General features: G+C 57.0%; 10 protein-coding genes. 5 read left to right on the top strand and 5 right to left on the bottom strand.

The window, feature by feature from the left end:
- Positions 1–6 precede the first annotated feature (6 nt).
- The gene (mexE, locus tag K3169_RS16475; protein ID WP_027898638.1) at positions 7–1,248 is read right to left on the bottom strand and encodes a multidrug efflux RND transporter periplasmic adaptor subunit MexE; all 1,242 of its coding nucleotides are present in this window, start codon (positions 1,246–1,248) and stop codon (positions 7–9) included.
- A 284-nt stretch (positions 1,249–1,532) separates the two neighbouring features.
- Positions 1,533–3,965: a TonB-dependent receptor plug domain-containing protein gene (locus tag K3169_RS16470; RefSeq protein ID WP_231674641.1), complete on the bottom strand. Its 2,433-nt coding sequence runs from the start codon at positions 3,963–3,965 to the stop codon at positions 1,533–1,535.
- Between the two features lie 542 nt (positions 3,966–4,507).
- Here K3169_RS16470 and K3169_RS16465 point away from each other — a divergent pair.
- Both K3169_RS16465 and K3169_RS16460 read left to right on the top strand, forming a co-directional pair.
- Positions 4,508–6,532 (top strand): methyl-accepting chemotaxis protein, encoded by a 2,025-nt coding sequence (locus K3169_RS16465; RefSeq protein ID WP_231674640.1) that lies wholly within the window; start codon positions 4,508–4,510, stop codon positions 6,530–6,532.
- 132 nt (positions 6,533–6,664) lie between these two features.
- Positions 6,665–7,861: a diguanylate cyclase gene (locus K3169_RS16460; RefSeq protein ID WP_027899671.1), complete on the top strand. Its 1,197-nt coding sequence runs from the start codon at positions 6,665–6,667 to the stop codon at positions 7,859–7,861.
- Positions 7,862–8,381: 520 nt separating this feature from the next.
- Here the strand turns inward: K3169_RS16460 and K3169_RS16455 are convergent.
- Positions 8,382–8,951, bottom strand: a complete 570-nt coding sequence (locus K3169_RS16455; protein WP_263267181.1) for a TetR/AcrR family transcriptional regulator — start codon at positions 8,949–8,951, stop codon at positions 8,382–8,384.
- Between the two features lie 303 nt (positions 8,952–9,254).
- On the opposite strand from K3169_RS16455, the gene K3169_RS16450 reads away from it, so the two are divergent.
- Together K3169_RS16450 and K3169_RS16445 are read left to right on the top strand one after the other, a co-directional pair.
- Complete coding sequence (locus K3169_RS16450; RefSeq protein WP_263267180.1) at positions 9,255–10,043, top strand: SDR family NAD(P)-dependent oxidoreductase; 789 nt, start codon at positions 9,255–9,257, stop codon at positions 10,041–10,043.
- A gap of 193 nt (positions 10,044–10,236) precedes the next feature.
- Positions 10,237–11,238: an NADP-dependent oxidoreductase gene (locus K3169_RS16445; RefSeq protein WP_263267179.1), complete on the top strand. Its 1,002-nt coding sequence runs from the start codon at positions 10,237–10,239 to the stop codon at positions 11,236–11,238.
- Positions 11,239–11,285: 47 nt separating this feature from the next.
- Here the strand turns inward: K3169_RS16445 and K3169_RS16440 are convergent, their stop codons facing one another.
- Complete coding sequence (locus K3169_RS16440) at positions 11,286–12,401, bottom strand: Gfo/Idh/MocA family protein (RefSeq protein WP_231674636.1); 1,116 nt, start codon at positions 12,399–12,401, stop codon at positions 11,286–11,288.
- Positions 12,402–12,599: 198 nt separating this feature from the next.
- Positions 12,600–13,520 carry a MurR/RpiR family transcriptional regulator gene (locus K3169_RS16435; protein WP_231666559.1) on the bottom strand — a complete coding sequence of 307 codons (921 nt, stop codon included), beginning with the start codon at positions 13,518–13,520 and terminating at the stop codon, positions 12,600–12,602.
- 284 nt (positions 13,521–13,804) lie between these two features.
- Here K3169_RS16435 and K3169_RS16430 point away from each other — a divergent pair, with 284 nt between their 5' ends.
- The gene (locus K3169_RS16430) at positions 13,805–15,742 is read left to right on the top strand and encodes a bifunctional 5-dehydro-2-deoxygluconokinase/5-dehydro-2-deoxyphosphogluconate aldolase (RefSeq protein ID WP_231674635.1); all 1,938 of its coding nucleotides are present in this window, start codon (positions 13,805–13,807) and stop codon (positions 15,740–15,742) included.
- The last annotated feature ends 35 nt before the right edge of the window (positions 15,743–15,777 follow it).

The raw sequence follows: 15,777 nt of genomic DNA, 5'->3' as shown, positions 1-15,777 counted from the left end.
TTTCCCTTAACCGCGTGGCGCGGAGATGCCGGCAACTTTTTCAGGTGCTTTAGGCTTCACTTGCGGCAGGTTGCTGGCTTCCAGAGCCTGGCGTTGTTTGAGCAGTGCAGCGAGCGTCTCGGCGCTGGCCATCGGGGTCTCTTCCGGTGTGACCGGTTGACCGGGACGGACGCGTTGCAGGCCCTTGACCACGATGGTGTCGTCTTTGCTCAGGCCGCTGCGTACGATTCGCAGGCCTTCGACTTTCGGACCCAGTTCGACTGTGCGATACGTCGGCTTGTTGTCCTGACCCATGACCAGTACGAATTTCTTGCCGAGGTCGGTGCCCACCGCTTCGTCATTGATCAGCACCGCTGAGTAAACGCCGCTGCCCACCAGCTTGACCCGTGCGTACAGGCCTGGAGTGAAGCTGCCATCGCTGTTGTCGAACACAGCGCGACCACGAATGGTGCCGGTCCGCGGGTTGACCTGGTTGTCGACAAAGTTCATCTGGCCCTGATGCGGGTTACCCACTTCATTGGAAAGACCCAAGTACACCGGGGTGGCCTGGCCACGTTGGCCTTTGCGCGCCAGCTCGGTGTATTTAAGGAAGACACGCTCGTCAGCGTCGAAGTAGGCGTAGACCTTGTCGGTGGAAACCACACTGGTCAGCGGGGTGACATCAGCGGTGACGATGTTACCGGCAGTGATTTCGGCGCGGCTGACACGGCCACTGATCGGCGATGTCACGCGGGTAAAACTCAGGTTCAGTTTTGCCAGATCCAGTTGCGCCTGAATGGCGGCTACCCCGGCGCGGGCTTCCTGTGCGGTGGTGGTACGCGAGTCGGCCAGTTCGGCGGAAATGGCATTGTTGGTACGCAGGCGTTCGCCGCGCTGGGCCTCGTTGTCACTGCGGTTTGCAGTAGCGCGAGCCTGTTGCAGCTGAGCTTCGAGGCGGCGAACTTCAGACTGGAAAGGGCGAGGGTCGATCTGGAACAGCACATCGCCTTTCTTGACCAGTGCGCCATCAGTGAAAGCCACTGAGTCGATCTGGCCGGAAACCCGCGGGCGGATTTCAACAGTTTCCGGTGCTTCGAGGCGTCCGGTGAATTCATCCCATTCGTTGACGGGTTGCTCCAGCACTTTCGCCACGCTGACTTTAGCGGCAGCAGGCGCGACCGTCGCTTCAGGTGCTCCGCCGCAAGCGCTGATCACCACCAACGCCAACGCGGCGAGAGGGAAGCGCAATTGATTGAATTTCTGAGCCATGGGAATGTCCGCCGGAATATTAAGATGGGCGGATTCTGTTCTTGAGGGTTGTATTGCACGAATCGAATGAAACAAAAGTTAATATCATTCGGAATGATATTGAGTATGTCTCTGCCAGTAATAATCCGATGGTTTGCGGAGTTGCGCAGAATCCTGTGGGAGCAGAGCTTGCTCGCGATAAGGCTGGACGCGATTCACTTTGGACCGCCTCCAGCCTTATCGCGAGCAAGCTCTGCTCCCACAGATCCTCATTCGCAGATAAATAGCGCAGTATCACTAATCAACTAAAAATCATAAGCCAGCTTGGTGTACCAGTAACCGCCACCCGGGTAGAACGGCGGGTTGCCATAAGGTGCCAGACCAAGGTTGCTGTACACAGCGTTTTTCGACGGCCGCACATCAAAGATGTTGGTGCCGCCAATGCTCACCGTCAGTTGGTCAATAAAGGTGTAGCTGATATCCAGATCGGTAATCCATTTGGCACCAAAGCTGCGGTCGCCTCCTGGGTTGACGGCCAGTGTCTTGACGGCCCCGTAGCGGCTGGTCTGCAGGTTGACCGCCAGGTCTTCGACTTTCCAGTTGGCACCCAGAATCCATTTGGTTTTGGGTGAGGCTTCGGTCAGGTCGCCTTCGCGGTCCCGGCCGACCAGGGTTACGCCCGAACTGCCCAGCGCGGCGGGGGTGTCGGTCACGCCCTCGATAGTGGTCTTGTTCCAGTTGAACCCCAGGCTCCAGCGCACATCACCCCAGCCATTCAATGCCGTGGTGTGGTCAGCAACGATATCCAGTCCGCGTGTGCGGGTGTCGAACGCGTTGGTGTAATAGTTGACCCAGGTTCCCGAAGGAACGCCTTGAGCGGCGAGAATGCCATTGATGACGCCATTACCCTGATCATAAATGTTGCTGGTCAGGGCAATGCGGTCATCAATGTCGATCAGGTAGGCATCGGCCGTGACGCTAGTGCGTGGTGCTGGTTGCCAGGTCAAACCCAAGCCAAGGTTGCGCGATTTTTCTGGCTTCAGATCATCGCCGCCCAAGGCTTTGGCCAGGTTGCTGCCTGACGGAGTAAGCCGGGTCACGGCGGGTACCACGTTACCGTTCACATCGACGGCGACCCGGTTGTCTGCAACCGTATAACCGATCTGGGTCAGGGAGGGTGCCCGGAAACCGGTGCCGACTGTGCCTCTTACGGCGACCGTGTCTGTCAGTTCATAGCGGGAGTTCACCTTCAGGCCGAAGGTGTTGCCTGAATCATCGTCGTAATGTTCAACCCGCCCGGCAACGTCGAGAAACCAGCGATCGGTCAGATCAAAGCCCAGATCCAGGTAACCCGCATAGTTATTGCGAATCAGGTTGACCTCATCCTCCGGGCGAATGGTGACTGCCGCTTGCGCGCCCGATGCAGCTGGATAGGTGCCAGTGATATAAGCCTCGGGATCCCCCGCAAAGGTACTGAAACGTTCCCAGCGATGTTCCAGGCCTGCCGATACCTGCACCGGCGAGGTCAGCTGGAACAGGCTGTCATAGCGACGCGTAAAGTCCAGATTGTTGACCCATTGCTCAAAGCGAAACGTCGCCAGGTTGTCGAATCGGGTGGGCGACGCGGTGCCCAGTGACGGGTTGATATTCAGGTCGCTGGAGTGATGAACGTTGTTGCGCCCGTAAGTGGTGCTCAGGTCCCAGTTCCAGTCAGCCACTTCGCCCTTGCCACCGAACAGGAACTGGTAATCCGTGTCCTTGATGTTGTTCAGCGGGTAGTAACCGTCGGGGAATACTTCCGGTACTGCTGCGGTGCCGGTGGGCAAGCGGAAGTAATTGGCAGCCTCGGCGTCACGCTCACCGTAAGTTGTGAAGGAATACAGCGTCAGGTCTTCCAGGGGCAGTTCGGCGTTGTAGGCCAGGTTGAAGGCCTTGAGATCCGGATCGCCGTTTTTGATCGCGACCCGATCCCAGGCCGCCTCTTTTACCGGGTCGCTGAACGCGCGAACGCTGCTGTCAGCCTTGTTGTTCCAGGACGCCTCGCCACGTTTGCGAGCGTCGGCTGAAAAGTGGAAAAAGCCTTCTTCACCGAGGGTGAAACCCTGGTCGCCAGCAATCTTGATGGTTTCCCCGGCTCCGGAGAACAGCTTGCCGTAGGTGGTTTCATAGTGTCCGCCAGAATCACCGGATTTAAGAATGATGTTGATCACCCCGGCGACTGCATCGGAACCGTACTGTGCCGCGGCGCTGTCCTTGAGCACTTCGATGTGGTCCACGGAACTGACCGGGATCAGGTCGATATCCACCGCGTTGGCACCGCTGTTATCGATGGAACCGCGCTGGCCTGTTGCGCCATTGTGGCGGCGCTTGCCGTTGACCAATACCAGTGTGTAGGCGGGGCCAAGGCTACGGTTGCTCAATGGCCGTGTGACCGAGTTATAGCCCGCAATGTTGGTGCCGAAGTTGAAAGAGGGCAGCAGTTTCGCGATGGCTTCCGAAAGCTCCGCGCGACCGGTCTTGAGTAACTGCTCACTATTGATGATGTCGATAGGCGCCGGGCTGTCCGCCACTGTTCGTTGTTGTCCGCGTACGCCGGTGGAGATCACTGTCACTGTACTGAGCCGGGATTCGTCGTCGGCGGCCTCGGCGACTGGCGAGAATGCCCCGAGCAACAGAGCGGCGGCGAGTGTTGAAAGCGGAAACGTTTTGGCAGCGCTTGCTGCGAGCGTCGTTGTCATGTCGGGCGGTGTCCATTGAACTGGCACTGGCCCGTGGCGAGGGTGCAGATGAGTTGGCCTGATAGAAAGGTGTGAAAGCTGGAACGATGTCGTCTGCACTGGATAGTATTTGCATAATAAAAGCGTTGGAAATGCTTTTTTGGAATATTGATATTATTCGTTATCGGCATTCTATAAAGAAAAGATATGAAAGTAATTGATGAGGCTGCGGCGCGTATAACAGCGCTCTACCTAATACACCCGCGCATGGGCAGCAGCACCCTGATTGTAGATATTCGAGGTGGCACATAGCCATTCGTCGATAAAGATCAATAAAAATCGAAATTCAGCCGAAACATAATCAAGCCGCGCAACTTTTTACAGAATCCGCGAGTCGGAGCTGTAACCTGAATGATGTCTCATAGCCAGTATTTGAGTTAGCTTGTGAAATCATCGTTCGAAGTGCGCTTCAAGGGGCCAAAGAAGTCCCTGATTGTTTAGAGAAACGGATCGTTCTCACCCCCATCAAGAAAATATTGCCCATCAGGGCTGTGAGAATCTTCATGAACATCCTTGCACCTGCCGTGTACCTGTCCAGCCGTTTACGTTTTCCCGCAAAATTCGCTTTGCTTGCATTAATAGTCCTCATCCCCTTGTCGCTGCTGGGTGGCCGAATCGTCAGCCAGATCAATGCGAGCATCGATGGGGTGCATTCCGAACAAGTGGGCCAGCGCTATTTGATGGACGTCACCCCGGTACTTCGCCTATCGATGATGCAACGTGCGCTTACCAACCGCTTGCTGAGTGGCGATCCGACGGTCCAGGCTGATTTCTCGGCCAACCAGGCGAAGCTGCTGGATGCTTTTTCAAAGCTTGATTCCACTGACCGTCAATACAATATGGCGCTGGAAACCGGCGACCGCGTGCAACGTTTGCGCGCCGGGGCTCAGCGCCTCATCGATCAGGCCAGGCCGGGTGCCAACCCATGGAAGGCATTCGATGACTGGAATGATCAGCTTGTTCAGACGCTGAACTTCATCTATTTCGTCTCTGCCACTTCCGGCATGGTCCTGGATGAGGATTACGCTTCGCTGTTCATGATCGACCAGAGCACAATCAGGCTACCTCGCCAGATCAACGTAGTGGGACAACTACGGGGCTTGTCCAGCGGTCTGCGCAACGGGCAACCGTTGACTGACGGCACACGTTCTACGCTGCAGTCACTGCTGAAGCTTGAAGCGCAGATCCGCATAGAACTGCAACAGAGCCTCAATCTGTTGCGTCGCAAGGAACCCGCTCTGGCTGACCGGATTCAACTCCCTGTGACCAACGCATTGGTGAATCTGGACAGTTTCCGTAACGACCTTGATTCGCTGATCGCTTCGACCAGCGACACCATCAGTGGCGTGCAGGACCTGCCAGCAAAAGGCAACGCTGTAGTGGCCGATTTGTACAAGGCCCAGGACATGCTGCAGGATTCTCTGTCGGCTTTGCTGGATCAGCGTATCGAAGAGAAGTCAGGCGAAAGAATGCTGATTCTGGGCGCTTTGGCGTTCATGGGGCTGTTGCTGATCTACGCATTCAGCGGGATCTACAGTTCCATGCGCCGGGCAATCGATAGCGTGCTGAGTGCTACCCAACTGATTGCGCAAGGCGATCTCACGGCCCGCGCAAAAGTGCAGGGCAAAGATGAGATGGCGGACATTGGCAATGGCCTCAACCATATGGCACAGGCATTCAGCACATCGCTGACTCAGGTTGAACAAAGCTCACAATCCGTATCGGACGCAGCTCAACGCCTCGGATTGTCAATCGAGCGAGCAAGACACTCAATGACCTCCCAGCAGGGTGAGACCGAACAGGTTGCCACGGCCATCAATGAAATGACCGCGAGTGTTGCGGATGTTGCGCAGAATACCGAGGGCGCCGCACGTGCCGCCGAGCAAGCCAGCCAGGCGTCAAGCACAGGTCTTGCAGTCATGCGCGACACCCGACTGACCGTTGAAGAACTGGCCAGTGAAGTTGAAGTCAGCGCCGAGAAGGTCTCTGCGCTGGCCGTGCACAGCCAGGAAATCGGCGGCGTGATCGAGGTTATCCGCAACATCGCCGATCAAACCAACCTGTTGGCGCTGAATGCTGCCATCGAAGCTGCCCGTGCAGGGGAGCAGGGCCGTGGCTTCGCGGTGGTTGCTGATGAAGTTCGGACCCTGGCTTCACGCACGCAGAATTCGACAGAAGAAATCCGCCGGATTATCCAGGAGTTGCAACTGGCAACAACCGCGGCGGTGGAGCAAATGAAAGCCGGCAGGCACCGGGCGCAGGATTGTATTGCCTCTGCAGATCAGGCAGCGGCCAGCCTTGATGAAATCAACGAGGGTGTCGAGCGGATTGTCGGGATGAATACCCAGATCGCCAGTGCGGCTGTACAGCAGCATGCGGTATCTGAAGACATCAACCGTAACGTCACCGAAATTCGCAACGGGAGCGAAGCGCTCAGGGAAGAGATAGAAGATAACGCCGTCACTGCCAACGAGCTGTCGACGTTGGCAGGTGAGCTACGAATGGTGGTGTCACGTTTCAAGATGTAGAACGTGGCTGACAACACTCATCTCATGACGTGTGAACGGAGCGGTCGTCTTTACAGATCGCTCCGGTTATCAGGGTAGCAGCAGGCTGCATTGCGCTATCCAACCGAATTCTCTTTGCTGTTCCGGTGCCCCATGCTCAATACCCTCCTGGATCGCCCAAGTGCCAAGGATCCTCAAATTCTGATCGAGGTCGAGCAGACCATCGCGTCAGGGGTGCGTGCATTGCGCTTCAGTGACGATCTTGAGCAACGCTACGAGGCCGAAACACTGGAACAGCGGCGTCAATTCATCACCATCGTCGGCATTGGAGGAGGACTGGTTTACAACCTGTTCCTGATCAGCGACTGGCTGACACTGCGCGATGTATTTGCTTACGTAGCACTCGGCAGGCTGTGCCTGATCACGCCGATGTTTATCGTCTTCCTGTTGTGGATCCAGCGTCTGAAAAAGCGCTGGGCGCTGGAAGCCATTGCGGCGACTGGCACTGTCGTCGCCTCGCTGATGCCACTGATCGTGATGATCTATAGCGACAGTCCGTATCGGCTTCACTACCAGTTGGGAATGCTGCTGCTCATGGTCTATTGCACCATGATCCAGCAACTGCCATTGCGTTACGCCGCGCTGGCGATGAGCCTGATGCTGGTCATCCAGCTCGTGACGACTTACATGGCGGATATCGCTGATTTTCTGATCTGGCAAGCCAATGCGTTGTTGTTTGTTTCGACAGTGGCACTGCTGTTGATGGCATCGTATTTTCTTGAGCGTGGTAGCCGGATGAGCTATCTGTTCGCCTTGCAAGGACGTCTGTTGCAGGTGCAGTTGATGGAAATGGCGCGCACTGATGCGCTGACCCAATTGTTCAATCGCCGGTATCAGGATGAAGTACTGACATCGGTCTGGGATCACGCGGCGCGCTCGCCCAAAAAAGTCGCGGTCATCCTCCTGGATATAGATCACTTCAAAATCTACAACGACAGTTATGGTCATCCGCAGGGCGATATCTGTTTGAAACTGTTGAGCGGCGCTATCCAGCAGATTGCTAAAAAAGAGGGGGCTTTGACGTTTCGTTTCGGTGGTGAAGAGATTCTGGTGTTGATGCTGAATGCAGATCTCGCCAAAGCCAGCGCGTTAGCGGAGAGGCTGCGAGCGGCAGTCGCTGCCCTCGATGTACCGCACCCGGCACTGGGCGAAGGTGCTCGAGTCTCCATCAGCCTGGGAGTCGCGGCCGCCGTCGCGCCTCACGTCAGCGCCGGAGCCTTGATCGGTGCCGCTGACGCCGCGCTTTACTCCGCCAAGCATGCCGGCCGTGACTGCCTTCGCTGTGCTTAGCACGAATTACTTGATGCATTGCAGTTTTGAGCGAACTCTGGCGACGGTTATATTTTGGCCTGTAAACCTGTGGGAGCGAGGCTTGCCCGCGATGCAGACGACTCGGTTTGTGAGCTAGACCGTGTCATCGTTCATCGCGAGCAAGCTCACTCCTACAGGTGAGTACCTATATCTGAGCGGCGCCTGGGCCGAGCCGCATGCGGACGATAAAGGCTAACGCGGTGTGTCTTCCAGCCGCGTCTCATGTATCGCGGGCAAGCCCGGCTCCCACAGGGATTTGCGATCCGCCTGAAACGGTATCTGTGAAAGATTCCATGTTGGCCTGCAAGCACTGATCCCGGTGGGAGCGAATTCATTCGCGAAGAGGCCGGTGCATACGCAGCATTCGTATCGCCTGAAAGATCGCTTTCCCGAATAAATTCGGTCCCACCAGTGCTAATGAGCCTGAGACCATAGCCAACCTGTTCGAATCGGACAAAGCGCTGCACTCAGGATTTAAGCCATCCAGTGAAAGCAGTATTCAGGAAAACTTTTTCCCGAGAATAGTCTCGCGACTCGCCGCCAGAATTTCATCAGCCAATGGCGAGTCATCCGGACATGCCCGCGACAAGACGATAGCGCCCAGTGCTTGCGCCATTATGGCCAGTCGTCTGGCTCGTGCCTGAGCAGAGTCTTCATCCTCCGACTGCCCGGCGCCATCGCGCAACACGGCCAGCTGGGTTTCGATGCCCGCAGCGAACGTGGCGCGGACCTCTTCTTCCTTGCGGGCTGCATCTGCGCACAACGCGGCCATGGTGCAACCCGTGGCGCGGTTGTCGCGGTGCTCACGGGAAAGATAAACCTCGACGAACTCCTGAACCGACGCCGCCGCCGTCAGCGAAGCCGACTGGCTAATGCCGCACGCCGCTGCCTCCGCCATCAGATCGGCCTTCGAGCCGAAGTGCTTGTAGAAGCCGCCCTGGGTGAAGCCCGCTGCCGCCATCAGATCGGCAATGCCAACGCCGTCATAACCGCGCTCGCGAAAGAGGGCCGACGCGGTTTCAACGATATGTGCGCGATTTGCCTGCGCCTGTTGCTTGGTGACTTTCATCGCTCATCCAGCAGTGTTGTCCAACATGAGACCGCCACTATACATTGATGTCGCTCGACATCAAAATGTTGACATTTTAGATTTCGACCGTAATCATTGGCTCCGTTCTCACGCCAGAAGCCAAACAAAAATGCCCGGCAAAACGCTCGTTGTTTCCCAGAAAACCACATCGCCTCAGGCGCAGCTCAATCGAGACACGCTCTATGGCAGTTGTGCGGCGGATGCCTCGGCTAACCCCAGTATTGCGGGCTGAAACGCCTGTTTTCCAACCCTGTAAAACCCGATTATTTGAAGGACTTTTCCATGACAAAGCCTGCAACTGTACTCATCACTGGCGCCTCCAGCGGCATCGGCGCCATCTATGCCAAACGCTTCGCCAGTCGCGGCCACGATCTGGTTCTGGTTGCGCGGGACAAGGCACGCCTTGATACGCTGGCCTTACAACTGCGTGAAGAAAACGGCGTTGCTGTCGAGGTACTTCAGGCAGATTTGACCCAGTCTGCAGACCTTACCGCGCTGGAAGCTCGTCTGCGCGAAGACGCGCAAATTGGCATTCTCATCAATAACGCTGGCATGGCTCAGTCGGGTGGGATCGTTCAGCAGGGGGCAGACGCTATCGAAAAACTAATCACCCTGAACGTCACTGCAGTGACCCGTCTGGCCGCCGCAGTCGCCCCGCGTTTTGCCCAGTCGGGTACTGGCTCAATCGTTAATATCGGTTCGGTAGTGGGCTTGGCGCCGGAATTTGGTATGACGGTTTACGGCGCTACCAAGGCGTTCGTTCTGTTCCTGTCTCAAGGCCTGAATCTGGAATTGTCGCCGAGTGGCGTATACGTCCAGGCCGTACTGCCTGCGGCGACGCGTACCGAGATATGGGAGAGGGCGGGAATCGACGTTAATACCATCGCTGATGTGATGGACGTTGAAGAACTGGTCGACGCGGCGCTTGTCGGCTTTGATCAGCGCGAACTCGTCACCATCCCGCCGCTGCATGTCGCGGAGCGTTGGGATGCACTGGATGCCGCGCGCCAGGGATTGCTGTCGGATATCCGCCAGGCCAATGCCGCCGAGCGCTATCAGCCGAAAGCCTGATGGTTGTTGCGTGTTGACGCGAGCCGCGCCGGTGTCGTGACACCGCGCTGTTGCGAAGCAAACATTGAATCTGTAGGAGCGCACGAGCACTGCGAGGCCGCGATGGCTGTGTATCAGACAGGCCGCCATCGCTGCCTCGCGGTGCTCGTGCGCTACAGAAAATCATTCCAGACCTTCCCGGAATCAAGGCTCTATGAAAGCGCTGACCTTCAAACGCTACGGCAAATCCCCGGAAATTGGCTTTGCTGAGGTGTCCCTTCCAGTCTTGAAGCCCAATGAACTCCTGGTCGAGGTGCATGCTGCCGGGATCAATCCCATCGACAACATGATCCCTACCGGTATTTTCAAGCCTGTTCTGAAGTTTCAACTGCCCGCCATTCTGGGCAGTGATCTGGCGGGCGTGGTGACTCAGGTAGGCAGCGGCGTGACTCGTTTCAAGGCCGGGGATGAGATCTATGCCAGCCTGTTCGACCTCGGTACCGGCTCAATTGCTGAATGTGCGGTCGTACCGGAAAGTGCTGCCGCGCTGAAGCCTGCCAATCTGGATTTCGTTCAAGCAGCGTCCATTCCGATGGTCGGACTTACCTCGTGGCAAGCACTCAAAGAGCGCGGCGATCTTCAAACGGGCCAGAAAGTGTTCATCCCGGCCGGGTCCGGAGGCATTGGCAGCTTTGCGATCCAGCTTGCAAAACACCTGGGCGCGAAAGTGGCCACCAACACCAGTACGCCTAATGTGCAGAACGTCAGCAGCCTTGGCGCAGATGAAGTGATCGACTACAAGAAACAAGCGTTCGAGACCGTTCTGCGTAACTACGACCTGGTGCTCGGTACGCTCAGAGGCGACGTGATCGAAAAGTCCGTTGATGTCCTCAAGCCTGGCGGCAGGATCGTTTCTCTGGTTGGCCCCTTGGATAAAGCGTTCGCCAGGGCTCGCGGATTGAATGCCTTCCTTGGTTTCGTCTTTGGATTGATGAGCCGCAAAATCATCCGGCTCGCGAAAAGCAAAGGCGTTGCCTATTCATTCCTCTTCGTTCGCCCCGACGGCGCCCAACTGGGCGAGATCGGTAAGCTGCTTGAGTCCGGGCATGTTCGACCGGTGATCGACAAGGTCTTTACGTTCGAGCAGGCAAAGCAAGCATTGGAATATCTAGCCACGGGGCGCGCCAAAGGCAAGGTCGTTGTGAAGATCAGATGAGCACCGGTCATTGGGTTGATTCCCACCCCGACCCTGGTTTTCGGTGATCAGACCTCTCCAAGGTTGACCCAGCGCTGTTCGCGAGCAGCGAGTCGAATCGCCGACGCCAGTCGCTCGACTTCCAGCGCTTGTCCGAAATCAGTGCCGAGCTGTCCCTGGCCGGCCAAGGCCATGATCAGCTCATGCACTTCCAGCGTTTTCAGCTCGTTGTAGCCCAATTGATGACCCGGCGCAGGGCTGAACGCTGCATATCCGGGCAGGTCCGGGCCCGCCAGTAAACGCTGAAAACCTGCTTGGCCCATTTGGCAAAGACGCAGCTCGTTCAAGCGCTCCTGATCAAACGACAACGTGCCGTTGGTGCCGCTTACTTCAAAACTCAAATGGTTTTTATAGCCGTGCTTGAGCCAGCTGCTGCTGAAGGTGCCGCGCGCGCCATTGGTGAAACGCAGCAGCGCATGGACCAGGTCGTCTACCGCGATTGTGCGCAGTTCCGGGCTACCGGCCGTGGCCGGGCGTTGGCGGTGCACGGTCTGGAGGTCGGCGCATACCGCTTCGATATCGCCGAGCAGATACCGCGCCATGCCCAGCAAATGGCTGCCCAGATCCGCTAGCGCACCTCCCGCGTGTGCAGCCTCACAGCGCCATGACCAGGGCGACGCAGGGTCGGCCATGAAGTCTTCGCTGAATTCGCCTTGAAAACTGATGATCTCACCGAGTTCACCGTTCTTGATCAGCTGTCTTGCCAACCCCATGACCGGGTTGTGCTGGTAGTTGTAGCCGACACGGGTGACCACGCCTGCATCCTTTGCCGCCTGGTGCATGGCAGTGGCCTGTTCCAGACTCACCGCCAGCGGTTTCTCGCAATAGACCGGCTTGCCAGCGGTAATCGCGGCCATGGCCATCGGATAGTGCAGGTGGTTGGGGGTGGTGATGGCGATCAGATTGACCGCAGGATCATCGATCAACTGTTGCCAGTCGCCATAGGCGCGTTCAAACCCCCAGGCCGTCGCGCACGATTGCGCGCGAGCGGGATTGGCATCGGCCAGGGCAGCGAGATGAAGCGTGAAAGGCAGTTCGAAAGCTGCACTGACGTTTCGAAAAGCCAACGCATGGGCACGCCCCATGAAGCCCGTGCCGATAAGCCCGATTCCGAGTTTACGCATGACTCACCCTTTTTGATTTTTATTTTCAGAGGGGTGATTTATAGAATAAATATTCTCTTATGACAATTAATGGAATAAAAATTTACGGAAGGCGGTCTTAGCCGGGAGGACAGCTTTTCTGGCGAAAGAAATCCAGTGAATCTCCCGACGTCCTCCCGCCTTAAGGCGGTCCTGCGAGGTTCGCCCTTGATCGCTCGGTCAGTCTTCAAACCCCAACTGCTCATGAATCTCATCGACCTTCAGTTCCAGCCGATACGCCACGGCAATAAACAGCGCCTGACACAAGCATAATGTTGCACTCAAAGACCGAAATGCGAACGAACTTCCTTCATTGACCAATAACACCGTACTGGCGCGCTTTGCCAGCGGCGACAGATTGCTGTCAGTGATAATCAGCGTCTTCGCTTGATGATGCTGGGCAATGCGCAAGCAATGCTGGGTTTCCTTGCCATACGGCGTGAAGCTGATGGCGATCACCAGATCATTGGCCCGCACGCTGCGCATCTGCTCGCGATAGCTGCCGCCCAGACCGGAGATCAGATGAATGCGCTTGTTGGTGTGCTGCAGGTTGTAGACCAGATAGTCGGCGACAGCGAAGGAGCGCCGTACGCCGACTACATAGATGTTGTCTGCATTGACCACCAGATCTACCGCCTTGTCGAAGGCGGCATCGTCGAGCTCCATGCCCAGCCGTTCGATGCCCGAAAGCGTTGCGTTGACGCATTCTCGCGCCAGGTCGCCGCCACTGGCTTTCTGCGACTTATTGACGATCATGCTGCGGATGCGTTGCTGATAGTTCTGCACCGGCGTGGTCTTGTGGGTGTACGCCTCGCGAAACAGCGCCTGCATTTCACTGAACCCACTGAACCCGAAGCGCTGGGAAAAGCGCACGATGGCTGAAGGGTGCACTTCGCATTCGCCAGCAATGTCGCTGATGCGGTCAACCATGATCCGGTCGCTCTGCTGGCTCATGTAGCTGGCGATGCGCTTGAGCTGGCGCGGCAGACTTTCGTACTCATCGGTGATCATTTGCAACAGGCGTTCGGCATTGATCGGGGGGCTGGCGAGAACGTCTTCCTGAGTCGTCTCTGGCTTGGCCGGCTGATCGGTGCGTGGCATGGGCAATCCTTCTGCTTGTTATTTATGCTGGTGCGCTGATGGGTGGCGCAAGTCTACAGGGTAGGCGTAAAAAAATACCTTGGCATCACGTCGACCCTGACCGACATACAGGGTGGGTCGGCACCAGAAGTATACGCGGGATGTCTGGAATATAAATTCCATATAAAATAACTATGGAATAAATATTGATTGGTGCTTCTGAACGTTTTAGTCTGATTGCACCAAGAGCGTTTGCCGTCTCGATGGCGGTGCAACGCAGGCTTATAAAAATAACAGGAGCCAGCATGGGCCAGACTCGTTTTGCCAATGGGCGTCAGTTGGATTTGATTTGCCTCGGGCGCCTGGGCGTCGACCTCTATGCACAGCAGGTCGGTGCACGACTTGAGGACGTATCCAGCTTTGCCAAATACCTCGGTGGCTCTTCCGCCAATATCGCATTCGGCACGGCCAGGCTGGGGTTGAAGTCGGCAATGCTGAGCCGGGTAGGGGACGACCACATGGGTCGCTTCCTTCTGGAATCCCTGGCTCGCGAAGGCTGTGACGTCAGTGGCATCAAGGTTGATCCCGAACGCCTCACCGCCCTGGTACTGCTGGGCCTCAAGGACCGCGAAACCTTTCCTCTGGTGTTCTACCGTGAAAACTGCGCCGACATGGCGTTGCGCGCTGAAGACATCAGTGAAGCCTTCATCGCTTCCAGCAAAGCACTGTTGATTACCGGCACGCATTTCTCTACCGATGGCGTTTACAAAGCCAGCGTCCAGGCGTTGGATTACGCCGAGCGGCACAACGTCCGGCGTGTGCTGGACATTGACTATCGCCCCGTGTTGTGGGGATTGGCGGGCAAGGCGGATGGAGAAACCCGTTTTGTCGCCGACCAGACTGTCAGTCAGCATGTGCAGAAGATTCTGCCGCGTTTCGACCTGATCGTTGGCACTGAAGAAGAGTTTCTGATTGCCGGTGGCAGTGAGGATTTGCTGACCGCCTTGCGTACCGTGCGTGAAGTGACTTCGGCGACCCTGGTGGTCAAGCTGGGCCCGCAAGGCTGTACGGTGATTCATGGTGCTATCCCGGCACGGTTGCAGGACGGTGAAGTCTACCCCGGCGTGCGGGTTGAAGTGCTTAACGTGCTGGGTGCGGGCGATGCCTTTATGTCGGGCTTCCTCAGTGGCTGGTTAAACGATGCCAGCGACGAGCGTTGCTGCCAGCTGGCCAATGCCTGCGGTGGCCTGGTCGTTTCCCGTCACGCCTGTGCGCCCGCCATGCCGACCCCCGCTGAGCTGGAGTATCTGTTCAGCAGCCCGGTTCCGATCACTCGCCCGGATCAGGACCCGATCCTGCAACGCCTGCACCGGGTTACGGTGCCACGCAAGGCCTGGAAACAGCTGTTCGTGTTTGCCTTCGACCACCGCTGGCAGTTCGTGGACCTGGCGCATAAGGCCGGTCAGGATCCGGCGCGCCTTACCGCTATCAAGCAGCTGTTTATTCAGGCGGTGGAGCGGGTCGAGCAAAAATTGCACGCGCAGGGTGTCGAGGCTGATGTGGGCCTGCTTGCCGACCAGCGTTTCGGTCAGGATGCGCTCAATGCTGCCACTGGCCGCGGATGGTGGATCGCCCGTCCGGTGGAGATTCAGAACTCGCGTCCGTTGGGCTTTGAGCACGGGCGCTCGCTTGGCAGCAACCTGATCGCCTGGCCTCAGGAGCAGATCATCAAGTGTCTGGTGCAGTTTCATCCCGATGACGAACCTTTGTTGCGTCTGGAGCAGGAGGCGCAACTCAAGGCGGTGTACGAGGCTTCTCTGGTCAGCGGTCACGAATTGCTGCTGGAAGTTATTCCGCCCAAGGATCATCCGTCCACTTATCCCGATGTGCTTTATCGCAGCATCAAGCGCCTTTACAACCTGGGCATCTACCCGGCCTGGTGGAAGATCGAGGCACAGTCAGCCGAGGAATGGAAAAAGCTCGACGAACTGATTCAGGAGCGCGACGCGTATTGCCGCGGCGTTGTACTGCTGGGGCTTAACGCGTCGATCGAATCCCTTGCTGATGGCTTCAGGCAAGCCAGTCAGAGCACAACCTGCCGTGGTTTTGCTGTGGGTCGCACGATTTTTCAGGAGCCGAGCCGGGCGTGGATGGCGGGTGACATTGATGATGAAACCCTGATCCAGAAGGTGCAGGCCACCTTCGAACAGTTGATCAATGCCTGGCGCAGCGCGCGGGCCTGAGGCGGAATAAAGCAGATCTCATTGCTTTCTGATAA

It is taken from the genome of Pseudomonas phytophila, assembly GCF_025643095.1.
GTDB classification, from domain to species: Bacteria; Pseudomonadota; Gammaproteobacteria; order Pseudomonadales; family Pseudomonadaceae; genus Aquipseudomonas; species Aquipseudomonas quasicaspiana.
The sequence above is the reverse complement of the archived record's forward strand: the minus strand, read 5'-3'. Positions and strand labels throughout refer to the sequence as shown.